This window comes from Brevundimonas sp., assembly GCF_041911375.1.
Lineage (GTDB): Bacteria > Pseudomonadota > Alphaproteobacteria > Caulobacterales > Caulobacteraceae > Brevundimonas.
The window spans coordinates 1-16567 of record NZ_JAYRPA010000044.1; the positions used below are offsets into that span (position 1 = coordinate 1).

The 16567-nt window shown below is 70.0% G+C and carries 18 protein-coding genes and 1 pseudogene; 9 read left to right on the forward strand and 10 right to left on the reverse strand.

Translation table 11 applies throughout. From position 1 onward, the window contains the following. A pseudogene (locus ACE3PU_RS08775) lies at positions 1 to 254 on the forward strand (hypothetical protein); the annotation flags it as partial. A 3-nt stretch (positions 255 to 257) separates the two neighbouring features. Here the strand turns inward: ACE3PU_RS08775 and ACE3PU_RS08780 are convergent. The 5 genes from ACE3PU_RS08780 to ACE3PU_RS08800 all read right to left on the reverse strand — a co-directional run bounded on the left by ACE3PU_RS08780 (position 258) and on the right by ACE3PU_RS08800 (position 3268). After that, positions 258 to 797: a GNAT family N-acetyltransferase gene (locus tag ACE3PU_RS08780; RefSeq protein WP_374388794.1), complete on the reverse strand. Its 540-nt coding sequence runs from the start codon at positions 795 to 797 to the stop codon at positions 258 to 260. Positions 798 to 875: 78 nt separating this feature from the next. Beyond that, positions 876 to 1307 carry a DUF1178 family protein gene (locus ACE3PU_RS08785; protein WP_374388796.1) on the reverse strand — a complete coding sequence of 144 codons (432 nt, stop codon included), beginning with the start codon at positions 1305 to 1307 and terminating at the stop codon, positions 876 to 878. After that, positions 1304 to 2143 (reverse strand): carbon-nitrogen hydrolase family protein, encoded by an 840-nt coding sequence (locus ACE3PU_RS08790; RefSeq protein ID WP_374388798.1) that lies wholly within the window; start codon positions 2141 to 2143, stop codon positions 1304 to 1306. Before ACE3PU_RS08790 ends, ACE3PU_RS08785 begins: the two co-directional genes overlap by 4 nt. Positions 2144 to 2146: 3 nt before the next feature. Next, a complete protein-coding gene (gene grxC, locus ACE3PU_RS08795; RefSeq protein ID WP_374388800.1) occupies positions 2147 to 2404 on the reverse strand; it encodes a glutaredoxin 3 in 258 nt (85 codons plus the stop codon). 69 nt (positions 2405 to 2473) lie between these two features. Then, positions 2474 to 3268: a ComF family protein gene (locus ACE3PU_RS08800; RefSeq protein WP_374388802.1), complete on the reverse strand. Its 795-nt coding sequence runs from the start codon at positions 3266 to 3268 to the stop codon at positions 2474 to 2476. Between ACE3PU_RS08800 and ACE3PU_RS08805 the strand changes: the two genes are divergently transcribed. Continuing rightward, the gene (locus ACE3PU_RS08805; protein ID WP_374388804.1) at positions 3267 to 4160 is read left to right on the forward strand and encodes a methyltransferase domain-containing protein; all 894 of its coding nucleotides are present in this window, start codon (positions 3267 to 3269) and stop codon (positions 4158 to 4160) included. The genes ACE3PU_RS08800 and ACE3PU_RS08805 overlap by 2 nt on opposite strands. Positions 4161 to 4163: 3 nt before the next feature. On the opposite strand, the gene ACE3PU_RS08810 is transcribed toward ACE3PU_RS08805, so the two are convergent. After that, positions 4164 to 4781: an alpha-ketoglutarate-dependent dioxygenase AlkB gene (locus ACE3PU_RS08810; protein WP_374388806.1), complete on the reverse strand. Its 618-nt coding sequence runs from the start codon at positions 4779 to 4781 to the stop codon at positions 4164 to 4166. Between the two features lie 228 nt (positions 4782 to 5009). Here ACE3PU_RS08810 and dnaK point away from each other — a divergent pair, with 228 nt between their 5' ends. The 4 genes from dnaK (at position 5010) to ACE3PU_RS08830 (ending at position 9967) form a co-directional block, all read left to right on the forward strand. Beyond that, positions 5010 to 6923 (forward strand): molecular chaperone DnaK, encoded by a 1914-nt coding sequence (gene dnaK / locus ACE3PU_RS08815; RefSeq protein WP_374388808.1) that lies wholly within the window; start codon positions 5010 to 5012, stop codon positions 6921 to 6923. A 173-nt stretch (positions 6924 to 7096) separates the two neighbouring features. After that, on the forward strand, positions 7097 to 8302 hold the full coding sequence (gene dnaJ / locus ACE3PU_RS08820; protein ID WP_374388810.1) for a molecular chaperone DnaJ: 1206 nt from the start codon (positions 7097 to 7099) through the stop codon (positions 8300 to 8302). Next, positions 8299 to 9048 carry a 4-hydroxy-tetrahydrodipicolinate reductase gene (dapB, locus tag ACE3PU_RS08825; protein WP_374388813.1) on the forward strand — a complete coding sequence of 250 codons (750 nt, stop codon included), beginning with the start codon at positions 8299 to 8301 and terminating at the stop codon, positions 9046 to 9048. The genes dnaJ and dapB overlap by 4 nt, the downstream gene beginning before the upstream one ends. Before the next feature lie 46 nt (positions 9049 to 9094). Then, a complete protein-coding gene (locus ACE3PU_RS08830; protein WP_374388853.1) occupies positions 9095 to 9967 on the forward strand; it encodes a DMT family transporter in 873 nt (290 codons plus the stop codon). A gap of 9 nt (positions 9968 to 9976) precedes the next feature. On the opposite strand, the gene ACE3PU_RS08835 is transcribed toward ACE3PU_RS08830, so the two are convergent. From ACE3PU_RS08835 to ACE3PU_RS08845, 3 genes are all read right to left on the reverse strand, one after another. Beyond that, positions 9977 to 10507 carry a CHAP domain-containing protein gene (locus tag ACE3PU_RS08835; RefSeq protein WP_374388815.1) on the reverse strand — a complete coding sequence of 177 codons (531 nt, stop codon included), beginning with the start codon at positions 10505 to 10507 and terminating at the stop codon, positions 9977 to 9979. Between the two features lie 36 nt (positions 10508 to 10543). Beyond that, a complete protein-coding gene (locus ACE3PU_RS08840; RefSeq protein WP_374388817.1) occupies positions 10544 to 11686 on the reverse strand; it encodes an acyltransferase family protein in 1143 nt (380 codons plus the stop codon). 75 nt (positions 11687 to 11761) lie between these two features. Next, positions 11762 to 13045, reverse strand: a complete 1284-nt coding sequence (locus ACE3PU_RS08845; protein ID WP_374388819.1) for a YihY/virulence factor BrkB family protein — start codon at positions 13043 to 13045, stop codon at positions 11762 to 11764. A 78-nt stretch (positions 13046 to 13123) separates the two neighbouring features. On the opposite strand from ACE3PU_RS08845, the gene prmC reads away from it, so the two are divergent. Continuing rightward, positions 13124 to 14041 carry a peptide chain release factor N(5)-glutamine methyltransferase gene (gene prmC, locus ACE3PU_RS08850; RefSeq protein WP_374388821.1) on the forward strand — a complete coding sequence of 306 codons (918 nt, stop codon included), beginning with the start codon at positions 13124 to 13126 and terminating at the stop codon, positions 14039 to 14041. Here the strand turns inward: prmC and ACE3PU_RS08855 are convergent. Continuing rightward, entirely contained in the window at positions 14038 to 14778 is a 741-nt protein-coding gene (locus ACE3PU_RS08855; protein ID WP_374388823.1) for an alpha/beta fold hydrolase, read from the reverse strand. The genes prmC and ACE3PU_RS08855 overlap by 4 nt on opposite strands. A 72-nt stretch (positions 14779 to 14850) precedes the next feature. Between ACE3PU_RS08855 and ACE3PU_RS08860 the strand changes: the two genes are divergently transcribed. Next, positions 14851 to 15819: a glycosyltransferase family 9 protein gene (locus tag ACE3PU_RS08860; protein ID WP_374388825.1), complete on the forward strand. Its 969-nt coding sequence runs from the start codon at positions 14851 to 14853 to the stop codon at positions 15817 to 15819. 123 nt (positions 15820 to 15942) lie between these two features. Beyond that, entirely contained in the window at positions 15943 to 16464 is a 522-nt protein-coding gene (infC, locus tag ACE3PU_RS08865) for a translation initiation factor IF-3 (protein WP_374388827.1), read from the forward strand. The last annotated feature ends 103 nt before the right edge of the window (positions 16465 to 16567 follow it).

Sequence of the window (16567 nt, forward strand, 5' to 3'; positions counted from 1 at the left end):
CTGCGCCGACCCCGACGGCGCCGCCTTCGGCCCCGGAGACCACGGCGCCGCCCGCGACCGGCGCCCAGCCCTGCCGCGACCAGATCGGCGAGGCGGCCGCGACGGCGCTGGCCGAACAGTGCCGCATGGTCAGCCCCGCGACCCGGCCGCCATGCAACGCCGCCAATCCCTGCAAGATGATCCAGGCCGAGATCGACCGATCGTGCGCGATGTGGGAGCGCGACGGAAATGCTCCCAAGGAATGCGCCCGCTGAGGCTCAGGCCAGCGTCCGCACCATGTAGCGGGCGTCCTCGCCATAGCTGGCCAGCTTTTGCGTCATGCCGGGCGGATCGCGCGGCTCGAAGCCGTGGCGGGCCCAGAAGCCCGCGGCCGCATTGACGGCGACCAAAGCGATGGCGGGCCAGCCGTCCTCAGCCGCCTGTTCCGCCAGGCGCTCGACCACCGCGCCGGTCCGGCCGCCCCCGCGCGCCCGGGGATCCAGCGCCAGGTCGTGCAGATAAAGAACCTCGGCTGTCGCCGGCAGGCCCTCGATCACCGTGTTCAGGGCCGGAGCCGCGTCGGCCCGCCACGGATAGGCGATCAGATAGCCCAGCGCCGGCTCGCTTCCGTCTCCCGCCAGGACGAAGCAGCCGCGCGGATAGAGCGCCAGGCGGTTTTCGAAACAGGCGCGATCCTCGAAATGGTCGGGGAAGGACAGGCGCGCGACCTCGACCACCGCGTCGATGTCCTCGGGCCGCATGGGCCGCCAGGTCAGGCCGCCGGGCGCATTCTCGTCCTTGCCGTGCTCACGCGCCATCGCACATCCTCGCCTCGCCTGGCGTTCATAGACGAGGCTGTCGGCCGGGTCATCCGTAGGGCAGGCCGGCCCTGCCCGTCAGTTGACCTTGGTCGGGTCCGGCGGTGCGGCGGGCAGGGGCGCGACGGGGACGCCGTCCTCCTTCAGCTTCTTGACCTCGGCGGGCGTGGCCTCGCCATAGATCTCGCGCTTCTCGGACCGGCCCTCGTGGATGTCGCGGGCCTCGCGGGCGAAGGCGTCGCCGACATAGTCGAAGTTGGCCTCGACGTGAGCGCGCACCTCGCGCGCCGCCTCCATCATGAGGGTCTGCATCTTCGCCGCCATGTCGGGCGCGGCGGACTTCTTCGTGCCGCTGACCGACGGGGCCATGACCGCCTTCTCCACGGCGTGGGAGCCGCAGAAGGGGCATTCGACCAGGCCGCGCGCCGCCTGGTCGTCATAGTCGGACGACGAGCCGAACCAGGCCTCGAAGCCGTGGCCATGGTCGCAGTTCAGAGCGTAGCGGATCATCGGGCGGGCGCGTAATCGCGATCGTGGGTCAGGGAGGGAATGGCCGCGCGAGCCTTGGCCACGGCCTCCATGTCCAGTTTCGCATGAAGAACGCAAGGCTCGTCGTGATCGGCCCTGGCGACGATCTCGCCCCAGGGGCCGACGACGGTCGAGCGGCCCCAGGTGCGGCGCCCGTCCTCGTGCAGCCCGCCTTGGGCCGGAGCCAGGACGAAGGCGCCGGTCTCGATGGCGCGGGCGCGCAGCAGGGTCTCCCAGTGCGCCTCTCCGGTCGGGGCGGTGAAGGCGGCGGGCACGGCGATCATCGACGCGCCCGCCTGCGCCAGCTGGCGATGCAGGTGCGGGAAGCGGATGTCGTAGCAGATGGTCAGGCCCAGCCGGCCCCAGGGCGTGTCGGCGACCGCCGCCCCGTCGCCGGGCCGGACGGCCGCGCTCTCGCGGTAGCGTTCGCCGTTGGGCAGGTCGACGTCGAAGACGTGCAGCTTGTCGTAGCGGGCGACGATCGCGCCCCTGTCGTCGATCAGCAGGGAGCGGTTGGCGGCGCGGTCGTCGCCCTCGCGCCCCGAGCGGACGAGGACCGAGCCGACCAGCAGCCACACGCCCAGTTCGGCCGCCAGACGGCGCAGGCCCGCGACGGCGACGTCCCGGTCCTCGCTCGACAGGACCTCGGCGCGGCGGTCGCGGCGCTGCTCCAGCAGATTGGTTCCCTCGGGCGTCAGGACGAACCGGGCCCCGCCCGCCGCCGCCTCGCGGATCAACGGGGCGACATGATCCAGCCCCGCCTGCGCCGTGGCCGGCGTGCGGGTCTGGATCAGGGCGATGTCGAGGACGCCCGTCACCGCTCAGGCGGCCAGCAGCGGATCCAGCCGACCTTCGCGGTCCAGGGCGTGAATGTCGTCGGAGCCGCCGACGTGGTTTCCGTCGATGAAGATCTGCGGGAAGGTCATGGCGCCGCCCGAGCGCTCGACCATCTCGGCCTTCTTGGCGGGATCGTTGGAGGCCACGATCTCGGTGTAGTCGACGCCCTTCTTCTTCAGCAGCGCCATGGCGCTGAAGCAATAGGGGCAACCGGGCTTGGTGTAGATGACGACGTCGGCCAAGAGGCATCTCCGATAATGTTGCGCCCTCAAGCAGCGAGCCGCCGCGCGGCGAGTGTTAGGGCGCAGGTGCTAAATAGACAGTTGTCGGGCGTTTTTCACCCTGGCGATGACGGCCAGGTCCACGGCCCGGGCCCCGGCGTCGATCAGGGCGCGGGCGCAGGCCTCTCCGGTCGCGCCCGTGGTCAACACGTCGTCGACCAGAAGGATGCGGCGGCCCTTGATGCGACGGCGTCCGGCCTCGGTCACGGCGAAGGCCTTCTTCACGTTCAGCCGCCGCCCGCGCCGGCTCTTGCCGCCCTGGCTGTCGGTGTGGGCGATACGGACCAGGGCGTCGGGGACGTAGTCGAGGCCGGCGGCGCGGGCCAGCGGCCGGGCGATCTCGGCCGCCTGGTTGAAGCGGCGCGACAGCAGCCGGAACGGATGCAGCGGCACGGGCGCCACGACGTCCGCCTCGGCCAGCAGCTCGGCGGCGGCGCGGCCGATCCAGCGCGCGAACAGGGGCGCGAACTGCTGCTGGTCGCCGTGCTTGTAGCGCAGGATCAGGCCGCGCGAGGCGTCGTCATAGACGCAGGCGGCCCGCGCCCGGTCGAAACCGTAGGGCTGGGCCAGGCAGGCGGCGCAGCGGTTCTCGGCGAAGGCGCCGCCGTCGTATTCGAACGCCGCGCCGCAGCCGTCGCACACCGGCGCCTCCAGAAAGACGATGCGGCTCCAGGCGTCCGGCGTCAGGCCCGCGGCGGCCGTCGCCTCGCGGCTGTCATGGGCCATCGGCGGCAGGATCAGGTCGGCCGCCGCGCGGCCCAGGCCGCGCAACTGGACGCCCGCCCCTTTCCACGCCGCGCGCCAGACCCCATGCTGTGCGTCCATGACCGCCCCTTCCCCGGCCGCTTCCGGCCCCCCGCAGATCTTCGACGCCCGCCGCCGCGCGGCCCGGCTGGCGCGTTCGGCCCGGCGTTTTCGCGACGCGGACTTCCTGCACGTGCGGGCCGCAGAGAATGCGGCGGGCAGTCTGGAGGCGATCCTGCGCGACTTTCCCGTCGCGGTCGACCTGTCGGCGCAACCGGGGGTGTTTTCCGAGGCCGTGACGGCCAGCGATGCAGCGGGCCGGGTCGGGCCGGTGCTGACGCCGACCACAACCGAGGAGAAGGCCGCGCCGGGCGCCGCCGCCCTGCCGCTGGAACCGGACTCGACCGACCTGATCGTCTCTCTGCTCAGCCTGCACTGGGCCAACGACCTGCCCGGCGCCCTGGCCCAGATCCGGCGCGCGCTGAGGCCCGACGGCCTGTTCATCGGCACATTGTTCGGGGCCGGCACGCTGAAGGAGCTGCGCGGGGTGCTGACCGAGGCGGAGCTGGCCGAGCGCGGCGGGGCCCAGGCGCGGGTCTCGCCCTTCGCCGACGGGTTCGACGGCGCGGCCCTGCTGCAGCGGGCGGGGTTCGCCCTGCCGGTGTCGGACGTGGACCGGTTCACCGTGCGCTATCCGGACCTGGCCGCCCTGGTGCGCGACCTGCGCGCCATGGGCGAGACCAATGTGCTGGCCGGGCCGGTGCGGCCGCTGTCGCGGGCCGTCTTCGCCCGCGCCGCCGCCCTCTACGCCGAACGCTACGCGGAGGCGGACGGGCGCATCCCCGCGACCTTCGAGATCGTGCATCTGGCGGGTTGGAAGCCGCACGAGAGCCAGCAGAAGCCCCTGCCGCGCGGCTCGGCCAAGATGCGGCTGGCCGACGCCCTGGGGGTCAAGGAACAGACCGGAGACTGAGGCTCAACGCGCCCGTCTGAGGGTCAGGTTGATACGCCCGCCGCCGGGAACCAGCCGCGACGATCCGGCCAGGATCCGGTCCACCCCGTGGCGCGCCAGCCGGGCCGGGCCGGTCAGGGCGCAGACGTCGCCGCTTTCCAGCTTCAGCGTGGAGGTCCGCCCGTCCGGATCGGCGATGCGGAACACCGCCGTGTCGCCCAGCGACACCGACAGCACCGGCGCCTTCAGGTCCGCCTCGTCGCGATCCTGATGCAGGCCCATCTTCGCCGTCTCCCGGTACAGATTGACCAGGCAGGCGTCCGGCGGGTCCGGCCAGTTCACGGTCGCGCGCCATAGCGCCAGCAGGACTTCGGGCGTCGGCGGCCAGGGCCGGCCGGTTTCGGGATGGGTCGACTGGTAGCGATAGCCGCCGCGATCCGACACCCAGCCCAGGGGGCCGAAGTTGCTCATTCGCACCGACAGCGGCCGTCCGCCCGGCGTGACCGGCTGATAGAGGGGCGCGAGCTCCAGCCCCTGCATCACCGCCTCGACCAGGGCCGCCTGAGCCGGAGGCGCCAGGGCGCCGCGCCACAGCCGAAAGCCGGGGGTCGCCGTGGGCGTTTCTGGCGGAAGGGGGATCATGCGCCTCCACATAGGTCCGGGCCGCATCTCCGCAAAAGGCCTTCCGATCGCAATCAAGGCCTTGCGGCCCTAGGGGTGTTTCCCATATCGGGGCCAGCTTCGGAGAAACCCCGCGAAAACTGGGGCTATCCGGATCGTTCAACGCCAACCCAACTGGGGGCGGTCACGCGCGGCGCTTCGTCGAAGGCCGCCGCATCGCCCGCCGATACGGAGAGAAATAGAACGCCCATGGCCAAGATCATCGGCATCGACCTCGGCACCACCAACTCGTGCGTGGCCGTCATGGACGGCAAGAACCCCAAGGTCATCGAGAACGCCGAAGGCGCCCGCACCACCCCGTCGGTGGTCGCCCTTCAGGACGGCGGCGAAACCCTGGTCGGCCAGCCGGCCAAGCGCCAGGCGGTGACCAACCCCGCCAACACCTTCTTCGCCATCAAGCGCCTGATCGGCCGCAACTTCGACGATCCCGTCGTGGCGAAGGACAAGGGGATGGTCCCCTATGAGATCGTCAAGGGCCCGAACGGCGACGCCTGGGTGCGCGCCCACGGCAAGGACTATTCGCCCCAGCAGATCTCGGCCTTCACCCTGACCAAGATGAAGGAGGCCGCCGAGGCCTATCTGGGCGAGAAGGTCACCCAGGCCGTCATCACCGTTCCCGCCTACTTCAACGACAGCCAGCGCCAGGCCACCAAGGACGCCGGCAAGATCGCCGGCCTGGAAGTGCTGCGTATCATCAACGAGCCGACGGCCGCCGCGCTGGCCTATGGCCTGGAGAAGAACGACGGCCAGAAGATCGCCGTCTATGACCTGGGCGGCGGCACTTTCGACGTCTCGATCCTGGAGATCGGCGACGGCGTCTTCGAGGTGAAGTCGACCAACGGCGACACCTTCCTGGGCGGCGAAGACTTCGACGTGCGTCTGGCCGACTACCTGGCCGACGAGTTCAAGAAGGAACAGGGCGTCGACCTGCGCCAGGACAAGCTGGCCCTGCAGCGCCTGCGCGAGGAGGCGGAAAAGGCCAAGAAGGAGCTCAGCTCCACGACCCAGTACGAGGTCAACCTGCCGTTCATCACCATGAACGCCTCGGGCCCGCTGCACCTGAACATCAAGCTGTCGCGCGCCAAGCTGGAAGCCCTGGTCGACGATCTGGTCCAGCGCACCATCGAGCCGTGCAAGAAGGCCCTGGCCGACGCCGGCCTGAAGGCCTCGGACATCGACGAAGTGGTGCTGGTCGGCGGCATGACCCGCATGCCCAAGGTGCAGGAGGCGGTTAAGGCCTTCTTCGGCAAGGAGCCGCACAAGGGCGTGAACCCCGACGAGGTCGTGGCCCTGGGCGCCGCAGTCCAGGCGGGCGTGCTGCAAGGTGACGTCAAGGACGTGCTGCTGCTGGACGTGACGCCGCTGACCCTGGGCATCGAAACCCTGGGCGGCGTCTTCACCCCGCTGATCGAACGCAACACGACCATCCCGACCAAGAAGAGCCAGACCTTCTCGACCGCCGACGACAATCAGTCGGCCGTGACGATCCGGGTCTTCCAGGGCGAACGCCCGATGGCGGCCGACAACAAGATGCTGGGTCAGTTCGACCTGATGGGCATCCCCCCGGCGCCGCGCGGCATGCCGCAGATCGAGGTCGCCTTCGACATCGACGCCAACGGCATCGTCAACGTCTCTGCCAAGGACAAGGCGACCAACAAGGAGCAGTCGATCCGCATCCAGGCGAACGGCGGCCTTTCGGACGCCGACATCGACAAGATGGTCAAGGAAGCCGAGGCCAACGCCGCCGCCGACAAGGCCCGCAAGGACCTGGTCGAGGCCCAGAACGCCGCCGACAGCCTGATCCACTCGACCGAGAAGGCTCTGGCCGAACACGGCGACAAGGTCGGCGCCGACGAGAAGACGGCGATCGAGACCGGCCTGGCCGATCTGAAGACCGCCCGTGACGGGACCGATCCCGAGGACATCCGGGCCAAGACCAACACCCTGGTCCAGGCCTCGATGAAGCTGGGCGAGGCGATGTACGCCCAGCAGCAGGGTTCGGGCGACGCCGCCGAGGGCCAGCCGGCCGACGACGGCGTGGTGGACGCGGAGTTCGAGGAAGTCTCGGACGCCGACAACGCCGACGACAAGAAGAGCGCCTGATCCGCAACAGGTCGCTGAAATGATACGGCCCCGCTTGTCTCGCGATAGGCGGGGCCTTTTCATGAAACTTGCATCATTTGTTCCGGCCCCCATGTCAGCCGGGACACCGATCCCGGTCAGCGCTCGCAGAGGCGCGACCGGATCGACAGGGGAAGTATGAGGACCAACGCCCGATGGCGCGTGACTATTACGAGGTTCTGGGCGTCGAACGCACCATCGACGCCCCCGGCCTGAAGGCCGCCTACCGCAAGCTGGCGATGCAGCACCACCCGGACCGCAACGGCGGCTCGGAGGAATCGCTGGCCGTCTTCAAGGAAATCTCCGAGGCCTACGCCGTCCTGTCGGACGACCAGAAGCGCGCCGCCTACGACCGCTTCGGCCACGCCGGGGTGAACGGCGGCGGCGGCAATCCGTTCGGCCAGGGCGCCGGCGCCGGCTTCAACGACCTGAACGACATCTTCTCTCAGGTCTTCGGCGACGCCTTCGGCGATGCGTTCGGCGGCCGCCAGAGCCGCGCCCAGGGCGGCCCGCGCCGCGGGTCGGACCTGCGCTACGACCTGGAGATCACCCTGGAGCAGGCCTACAAGGGCGCCGAGGTCGAGATTTCGGTGCCCTCCACCGCCACCTGCGAAACCTGCGAGGGCTCGGGCGCCAAGCCGGGGACCAAGCCGACGACCTGCACCACCTGCCGGGGCGCCGGGCGCATCCGCCAGGCCAACGGCTTCTTTCAGATGGAGCGGACCTGCCCGTCCTGCGGCGGCGCCGGACAACGCATCGCCGCCGCGGACGTCTGCACCAGCTGCCAGGGTCACGGCCAGGTGCGCAAGACCCGCACCCTGAACCTGAAGATTCCCGCCGGCGTGGACGACGGCTCGCGCATCCGCCTTTCGGGCGAGGGAGACGCCGGCCAGCGCGGCGGTCCGCGCGGCGACCTGTACGTCTTCCTGTCGGTCACGCCGCATGAACTGTTCGAGCGCGACAACCTGGACCTGCTGGTCACCGTGCCCGTGCCGATGACCGTGGCGGCGCTGGGCGGCGTCGTCGATGCGCCCTGCCTGGTGTCGGAAGCCTGCGACGGCCGTTGCAAGGCCGCCGTCGACGTGCCCGCCGGCGCCCAGACCGGCAAGACGGTGCGGATCAAGGGCAAGGGCATGCCGCACCTGAACGGACGCGGACGCGGCGATCTGGTCGTCGAACTGTTCGTCGAGACGCCCACCGACCTGACGGCGCGTCAGAAGGAACTGCTGGAAGAGCTTGCCCTGTCCTTCGGCGAGGGGCAGAACCCGCGCAACTCCAGCTTCGCCGGAAAGGCGAAGCGCTTCTGGGCCGACATCCTGGGCAATCAGGACGCGGACGGGTCGAAAGAGAACGCGGCTTGAGCGCCATCTTCCACGCCGGAATCTCCGGCTATCGCGGCCGGATGGGTCGTGCGGTCTCCCAGGTGCTGGACGCGCGCGAGGACGTGGTCGTGGCCGCGCGCATCGACTGGGGCGACCCCGCCGACCTGTCCCTGTGCGACGTGGTCATCGACTTTTCCACCGCCGAGGCGTCGGTCGCCCTGGCCCAGGCGGCGGCCGAGCGCGGCGGACCGGCCCTGGTCATCGGCTCGACCGGCTTCACGCGGGAACAGGAGGCCCAGCTCGAGAAGGCGGGCGAGACCATCGCCATCGTCAAGAGCGGCAACTTCTCGCTGGGCGTGAACATCCTGATCGGCCTGGTCCAGCACGCGGCCCAGCGGCTGGACGCCCAGGACTGGGACATCGAGATCACCGAGGCGCACCATCGCCGCAAGATCGACGCCCCCTCCGGCACCGCCCTGATGCTGGGCGAGGCGGCGGCCGAGGGTAGGTTCTCCGACCTGGCCGATCTGCAGATGAAACCCTACGACGGCATCACCGGCGAGCGGCCGGCGGGCAAGATCGGCTTTTCGTCCGTGCGCGCCGGCGGCATCGTGGGCGAGCACACGGTGATGTTCGCCTCCGAGGATGAAGTCCTGACCCTCAGCCACTCGGCCATCGACCGCTCGCTGTTCGCCAAGGGCGCCGTGGCCGCCGCCGCCTGGGTGCGCACGCGCCGCCCGGGCCTCTACGACATGCAGGACGTCCTGGGCTTCCGCCAGGCCTGAGGAGGCCGCCCTGTCCGCGACCGAAGCCATCGGCAAGGGGATTGCGCTGCGCGTCGCGGCGGCCGGCTGTTTCTCGATCATGGCCGCCCTGCTGAAGCTGGCGTCGCTGGACGGCGTGACGGCGCCGGAGATGCTGTTCCACCGCGCCTTCTTCGGCCTGCCGGTGGTGCTGTTGTGGGTGATGACCCGTCAGGGCGGTCTGAAGGCCCTGTCCACCCGGCGGCCCTGGGCGCACGTGGGCCGCAGCGCGCTGGGCATCGTCTCCATCCTGTGCGTCTTCCAGACCCTGACCCTGTTGCCGTTGGCCGATGCCACCACCCTGAGCTTCACGGCGCCGATCTTCGCCACCCTGCTGTCGTTCCTGATCCTGAAGGAGGCGGTGGGGCCGCGACGCTGGGCGGCCGTGGCGGTCGGCTTCGTCGGCGTGCTGGTGGTGACAAGGCCCGGCGGCGGAGGCGTGCCGCTGGAAGGGCTGGGCTTTGGCCTGGCGGCGGCGCTGCTGACGGCGGGGGTGACCATCACCCTGCGGCAGCTGCGCGACACCGAACACGTCGCGGCCATCGTCTTCTGGTTCTTCACCGCCTCGTCGATCGTGGGCGCGGTTCTGCTGCCGTTCGTGGGACAGGCGCACGCGCCGGCGACCTTCGCCCTTCTGGCCGGCGCGGGCGTGGCCGGAGGGCTGGCGCAGCTGTTCATGACCGCCTCGCTGCAGTCGGCCCCGGTCGCGGTGGTGGCGCCGTTCGACTATCTGCAGATTGTGGGGGCGGTGGTCTTCGGCTGGCTGCTGCTGAACAGCCCGCCCAGCCTCAGCACCCTGGCGGGCGCGGGGCTGATCGGCGCCAGCGGCCTCTACACGGCTTGGCGCGAACACGTGCGGCGTCGACAGCGCCTGATCCAGGCCACGCCGCCGCCGGTCTGATGTCGGTGTTTACTGCTGGCCCTGGCCGGTCGCGGCGTTGGCGATCTGTCGGCCGGCGTCGAAGGCGTCGCGGGCGCCTTTGTAGATGAAGCCGTAGGTCGGATAGACGGTCGTGCCCAGGTCGTTGATCGGATTGTACCAGACCTTGACCTGGCTCCAGTCGTTGGACGGCGAGACGTCGACGACGGTGACGTTCTCCTCGACCTTGCCGCGGCTGCCGCCCCAGTTGGCGTGGGTGACGCGTACGACCCGGTCGGTCAGGATGTCGGAGACGACCGCGACGTGGCCCCGGCTCATGCGGCCTTCGGGGCGGAACACCAGCACCGAGCCCGTCTCGGGACGCCTGCCGGTGCGGAAGTTGTCCGCGGCCTGGCGCCACCAGGTCCAGGCGTCGCCGAAAATCTGGATGCCCGAGAACATCCGGGCGAAGGTCACGCATTGCCAGTACGGGTCGTCGGCCCTGGCCGCAGACGGCGTCACGCCGACCGCGAAAAATCCGAGGGTCGCCGCAACCGCGGCGGCTGTAATGCGTTTCTTCATGCTGTGGCGCGTCCCGACCTGCCTCAGGTCGGGAAGTTAGGCCACGGGTTCGCCCCTCGCGGCAAGCCCTTTCGACGTACCGGCGTCCTTTGTATTCCTTGCGGAAGTCTTATCGCCACGCTCGGCCCAGGCGCGCAGAGCCTTGCGCGCCGGGTGTTCGACCAGGTGATAGGAGGCGGCTGCGACGACGGGCAGAAGCGCCAGAATCGCCAACCACACAAAAACGTGAAGCTGCTTATCGGGCGCGTCCGTGACCTTGGCCGCCAGGTTCACGGCCAGAAGCTTCCACGGCACGCAGACCATATAGACCGAATAGCTGATCTCCCCCAGATAGACCGCCGGCTTCGACGCCAGCCAGCCGGCGCGTTCGTTGGGCAGGGACGCCAGCGACAGGATCAGCCCGCCGGCCAGGAGCACGGTGATCGCGTCCCACAGGCCCAGCCACGCGCTGCCCAGCATCAGGACCAGGAAGGCCGCGCTGGTCAGGGCCGGGGCCTTCAGCGGCACCTTGCGGTACATCAGGTACAGCGCGCACCCCAGGGCGAAGCACGGCACGATGCGCAGCGCGCCCCAGCGGATGGTGGCCTCGGTCAGGGGGAAGCCGGCCCATTGCTCGAAGACGAAATACAGCGTCGCCAGGAAGGCGGCGGCGCCCAGCACGGCCACCACCGGCCTGTCCCGCAGGCGCCAGAAGACGAAGGCGAAGGCGGGGAAGCACAGATAGGCGAACCACTCCGCCGAGATCGACCAGGACGGATGGTTCCAGCCCGCCACGGGAGCCAGGCCCCAGGCGTGGACCATCAGCAGATTGGCCGGCAGCGACGACCAGCTCAGCACGTTCGCGTCCACGCTCATGCCCGCGACCAGCGCGGCGCCGGCCAGCAGCCCGACGGCGACCAGGGTGGCGATGTGCAGCGGATAGACCCGCGCCACCCGCGCCCACAGGAACCGGCTGTATGAGAACCGCTTCTCGCCGGCCTGCGCCAGATAGACGTGGCTGAGGATGAAGCCGGATAGGACGAAGAACAGTTCGACCCCCAGATAGCCCTTGGCCACCAGGCCCGACTGGCCCGCGCCGGCCAGGTTCTCCCAGAAGGCGTAGACGGCGACCCACAGGGCCGCGCCGAAGCGCAGGGCGGTGATGGGCTTCAGATCGGCGGGAGTCTGGACGGGGGTCATGGTCTCACCTTGGCACGTCAGCCTTTGCGAACCGTGAAGCCCCCGCAAATCGCGCGCCAGCGGCGGACGGACGGTCTAGCCGCCCCTGCGTCCCCGGCGGACGACCTTCTCCATCACCTTGTCGGCGATGGCCTCGGCGTGTTTCTGGGTGAAGGCCAGGGCGGCGGGATTGCCGCGCCGGGCGCCCACGGTGTCGGCGACCCGGGCGCCGCGTTCGCCGATCGGCTGGGGCGCGCCGGTGGTGGTGTCCATCGCCGTCTGGTGCTCGATCTCGGCGTTCAGCTCGGCGCCCATCAGGATCACCTGCACCGAAAGCCAGGTCCACAGCAGGAAACCCATCATCGCCGCCAGCGGGCCGTAGCTGTCGGTCCGCACGAAGTTGCTCAGATACCAGCTGAACAGGAAGGACAGGGTCAGGCTCAGGGCCGCGGCGAACAGGGCGCCAGGCGTCAGCCAGCGCCAGCGCGCCTTCTGGCGACACGGCCCGAAGCGATAGATCAGCGCCAGCGCCGCGACATAGCCGAAGAACAGCAGCGGCCAGCGCAGCGGCGCGAACAGGGCCCATTCCTCCTGAAGGCCGAACAGGCGCACCACCACCGGCACGCCGACCACCAGGGCCGAGGTCAGCATGACCGCCAGGATGGCGCCGACGGTGAAGCCCAGGCACAGCAGGTTGTAGCGGATGATGTTTCGGCGCTCGACCTCGTGGTAGGCGATGTTCAGCCCGTAGAACAGCACCTTGACCGCCCCCGAGGCGCTCCACAGCGACAGGGCCAGGGTCCAGACCAGGGTGAAGGTCAGCTGGCCGGTGGAGTTCTCGGCCAGGCGTTGCATCTCGCCGCCCAGGAACTGGGCGATGCTGTCGGGCAGGAGGGCGTACAGGAACTGAAGCCGGCTCCAGGCGTCGGTCGGATCGGCGAACAGGCCGTAGATGGTGACGAACGCCCCCAGCAGCGGAAACAGCGACAGCAGGGTGAAGAAGGTCACCCCGCCGGCCACGAAGCCGACCCGGTCGCCCAGATAGGCGCCGCCGGTCCGCCACAGGATGTCGACCCAGCCCTTGTGGGGAATATGCTCGGGCCGCTGGGCCAGGCGGCCGCGGCCAGGATCTTCGGCGTCATAGTCCTGGGGCGTGGGGTCCTTGGGCGGCAGCGGCTCGGGCCGGGGCTTGCGCAACTCGAGCCCGACCTTGTGCCCCTGGCTGTAGAGCAGGTGCGCGGCGCCGGCGCCGGCGGCCAGTCCGCCCAGGGCGGCGCCGGCGAACTTCCACAGACGTCCGCCGGTCTTGCCGTTCTGGGGCCCGCGCGATCCGAAACGACGAAGCAGGGTGGACAGGGACGAGGAGGAGGGCCGGGCCATGGCGAGGCGAACGGCCAGGCTGGCCTGGCGTTCCGCGCCGCTTGCAATCGCGCGCGTGAAACCCCAATCAGCCGAACCATGACCGACCCCCTTACTCCCAAGCCCGCCGACGCGACCCCGACCTTGCTGACCGTGTGGAAGGCGGCCCAGGCGCGGCTGAAGGCCGGCCAGATCGACAGCCCGGCGATCGACGCGCGCCTGCTGCTGGAGGCGGCGGCCGGCGCCAGCCGCACCGACATCCTGACCGATCCCTATCGCGCCGTCGGCGAGGACCAGCGTCAGGCCTATGAGGCGATGATCGACCGCCGCCTGCGCCGCGAGCCCGTGTCGCGCATCGTCGGCAAGAAGGGCTTCTGGAAGATCATGCTGAACGTCACGCCCGACGTGCTCAGCCCCCGCCCGGACACCGAGACCATTCTGGACGTGGCCCTTCTGGCCTTCGCGCCGCACGAATCCTTCAGCGCCATCGATCTGGGGACGGGCTCGGGGGCCATCCTGCTGGCCCTGCTCAGCGAGCGGACGGCGGCGAGCGGCGTGGGCACCGACATTTCCAGCGAGGCCCTGGCCGTGGCGCGCGAGAATGCGGCCAACCTGGACCTGAACGGACGGGCGACTTTCCTGCGCACCGAATGGGCCGCGGGCTTCGCCGACCACAGCTTCGACCTGGTGGTGTCGAACCCGCCCTATATTCCGACCGACCATATCCAGACCCTGGATCCGGAGGTCCGCGACCACGACCCGCACCTGGCGCTGGACGGCGGGCCCGACGGCCTGCAGGCCTATCGCGACCTGGCGCCCGAGGTGATGCGGATCCTCAAGCCGGGCGGGACCTTCGCCGTCGAGATCGGCTGGGATCAGGGACCGCAGGTCAAGGCCCTGTTCGAGGCCGCGGGCTTCTCCGACGTCAAGGTGGTCAAGGACCTGTCGAACCGCGACCGGGTCGTCACCAACGGGCCGGACCCCCGCGTCAATCCGATCCCCCAGGCCGAAGCCTAGGCCCGCGCCGCCTCGACCGCCGCGACCAGGCGGTCGAGGTCGGCGGGCGACGACAGGCGGTGGTCGCCGCCCTCGATCAGGTCCAGCCGCACGTCGCCGCCCCTCAGCCGCTCGACCAGTTCGACCTGATGGCGCCACGGCACCACGTCGTCGGCGCGGCCCTGCAGGACGTGGACGGGCGCGGCCAGGTCGATCGCGCCGTTCAGCAGCAGCCAGGCCTTCGCCTCCTCGAACATGGCCCGCGTCAGGACGTATTCGCCCAGGCCCTCCTCGACGATCAGGGTCTCGCCCTCGCGCAGGATGGCCTGGCGCTCGTGGTCGGCCAGGCCGGGCCACATCAGCCGTTCGGTGAAGTCCTGCGCCGGATTGATCAGGACCAGCCCCTTCACGCGCTCCGGCCGCGCCAGCGCCACCAGCAGGGCGACCCAGCCGCCCATCGAGGAGCCGACCGGGATGACCGGCCCCTCCAGACTGTCGATCAGGGCGATGGCGTCCTCGCGCCAGCGGCCGATCGTGGCCTTCCTCCAGTCGCCGGACGACCGGCCATGGGCGAAATGGTCATAGCGGACGAAGGCCCAGCCTCGCTCGCGCGCCGCTTCGTCCAGCGCCAGGGCCTTGGTCCCCTCCATGTCCGAGCGGAAGCCGCCGATCCAGACGACGGTCGGGCCGTCGCCGTCGACGCGCTTGAAGGCGAGCGTTTCGCCGTCGGGGCGGGAGAGGTGCTGAAGGTCGGTCATGGGCCCCTTGTGCCGCGTCCCGCCGTGCGCGTCACCCTTGACCCGGCCGCGCGATGGCGGAACTAGAGGCCCATGCCCGCCTCCCAGCCGCCCCAGGTCCTGTTCGTCACCTCCAACCGCATCGGGGACTGCGTCATCTCGTCGGGCGTCATCCGCGAGATCGCGCGCCAGGTTCCGGGCGCCGAGATCACCGTGGCCTGCGGCCGGCCGCCCGCGCCCTTCTTCCGCTCGGCGCCCGGGGTGGTCCGCACCATCGTCCTCGACAAGAAGAAGATGGCCGGCCACTGGCTGGATCTGTGGAAGCAGGTCGTCGGCGTGCGCTGGGCGCTGGTGATCGACATCCGGGGATCGGCGCTCAGCTATCTGGTCCCGGCCAAGCGGCGCGTGGTCTACAACCGGTCCTGGGAGACCGGCCTGCGCAAGGTCGAGATGGTGTCGCGCCTGATGGGCTCGCCGACGCCGCTGGACCCTGAAATCTTCCTCGACGACCAGGCGCGGGCCGAGGCCGCCGGGATCATCGACCCTCAACTCGAAGGCGACGCCGGTCCGGGCCCGATCATCGCCCTGGCCCCCATCGCCCATCAGCCGGGCAAGAGCTGGCCCGCCGACCGCTGGGGCGCCCTGGTCGAGAAGCTGAAGGCCGAGCCGCGCTTCGACGGCTGGCGGTTCATGCCCGTCGGCGGCCCCGGCGACCGGCCGCCGGCGACCCCGGCGCTGCAGGCGGCGGGACCCAGGGGCATCGACTTCGTCGGCAAGGGCGACATCCTGGCCTCGGCCGCCGCCATCGACCGGGCGACCCTGTTCGTCGGCAACGACTCCGGCCTGATGCACGTCGCCGCCGCCCTGGGCCGGCCGACGCTGGGCCTGTTCGGTCCGACGGAGTGGTGGCTGTACGGCCCCTGGGGGCCGAAGACGGCGACCGTCGCCTCCAACGAGACGCGCGGCCAGTTCGCGCCGATCGAGGACCTGAGCGTCGATCACGTGTTCGACGCCGTGCTCAAACTGCACGACCAATACGTCGGCGGCCCGACGAAGCCTTGAATTCCGGGCCTTTCGCGGCCATATTCCGCGCCTTGAGGGGAACGTGGCGGTCAGCCACGCGCTTCCGCTCATCGAAACGCTTGCCTTCATCCACATAAGGAAACGACGCCCATTCGCCGTCCCATGCAAACGCCGCCCGTGAAGGACGGGCCGCGTATGAACCAGGAAATCCGCTCCCCGCGCGTTCTGCTCATCGACCAGAACGGTGAAAAGCAGGGAGTCATGCCGACCTCCGCCGCCCTCGAGGCCGCCGAAGAGGCCGGTATGGATCTGGTCGAGATCGTCGCCACCGCCGACCCGCCCGTGGCCAAGATCCTCGACTACGGCAAATTCCGTTTCCAGGAGCAGAAGAAGAAGGCCGAGCAGCGCAAGCGCCAGAAGGTCGTCGAGCTCAAGGAAATCAAGCTGCGGCCGAACATCGACACCCACGACTATGAGGTGAAGACCAAGGCCATGCACCGCTTCTTCGACGAAGGCGACAAGGTGAAGGTCACCCTGCGCTTCCGTGGCCGCGAGATGGCGCACCCGGAACTGGGCATGAAGCTGCTGAACAAGGTCCAGGCCGACTTCGACGAAGTCGCCAAGGTCGAGTTCGCGCCCAAGATGGAAGGCCGCCAGATGATCATGATCCTGGCGCCGCGCTAGGTCGTCCCGACGTCTGATCGACAAGAGCCCCGGTCGGCGACGACCGGGGCTTTTCGTTTGCCCTGCTTGCGGGAAAGCGTTGCAACCTGAGAGTGGATCGGCT

Bases quoted from the DNA above. Each gene is read 5' to 3' on its own strand.
- ACE3PU_RS08780 (WP_374388794.1), bottom strand. From the start codon at position 797: ATGGCGCGTGAGCACGGCAAGGACGAGAATGCGCCCGGCGGCCTGACC.
- ACE3PU_RS08785 (WP_374388796.1), bottom strand. From the start codon at position 1,307: ATGATCCGCTACGCTCTGAACTGCGACCATGGCCACGGCTTCGAGGCC.
- ACE3PU_RS08805 (WP_374388804.1), top strand. From the start codon at position 3,267: ATGACCGCCCCTTCCCCGGCCGCTTCCGGCCCCCCGCAGATCTTCGAC.
- ACE3PU_RS08800 (WP_374388802.1), bottom strand. From the start codon at position 3,268: ATGGACGCACAGCATGGGGTCTGGCGCGCGGCGTGGAAAGGGGCGGGC.
- ACE3PU_RS08810 (WP_374388806.1), bottom strand. From the start codon at position 4,781: ATGATCCCCCTTCCGCCAGAAACGCCCACGGCGACCCCCGGCTTTCGG.
- dnaK (WP_374388808.1), top strand. From the start codon at position 5,010: ATGGCCAAGATCATCGGCATCGACCTCGGCACCACCAACTCGTGCGTG.
- dnaJ (WP_374388810.1), top strand. From the start codon at position 7,097: ATGGCGCGTGACTATTACGAGGTTCTGGGCGTCGAACGCACCATCGAC.
- ACE3PU_RS08835 (WP_374388815.1), bottom strand. From the start codon at position 10,507: ATGAAGAAACGCATTACAGCCGCCGCGGTTGCGGCGACCCTCGGATTT.
- ACE3PU_RS08840 (WP_374388817.1), bottom strand. From the start codon at position 11,686: ATGACCCCCGTCCAGACTCCCGCCGATCTGAAGCCCATCACCGCCCTG.
- ACE3PU_RS08845 (WP_374388819.1), bottom strand. From the start codon at position 13,045: ATGGCCCGGCCCTCCTCCTCGTCCCTGTCCACCCTGCTTCGTCGTTTC.
- prmC (WP_374388821.1), top strand. From the start codon at position 13,124: ATGACCGACCCCCTTACTCCCAAGCCCGCCGACGCGACCCCGACCTTG.
- ACE3PU_RS08855 (WP_374388823.1), bottom strand. From the start codon at position 14,778: ATGACCGACCTTCAGCACCTCTCCCGCCCCGACGGCGAAACGCTCGCC.
- ACE3PU_RS08860 (WP_374388825.1), top strand. From the start codon at position 14,851: ATGCCCGCCTCCCAGCCGCCCCAGGTCCTGTTCGTCACCTCCAACCGC.
- infC (WP_374388827.1), top strand. From the start codon at position 15,943: ATGCAAACGCCGCCCGTGAAGGACGGGCCGCGTATGAACCAGGAAATC.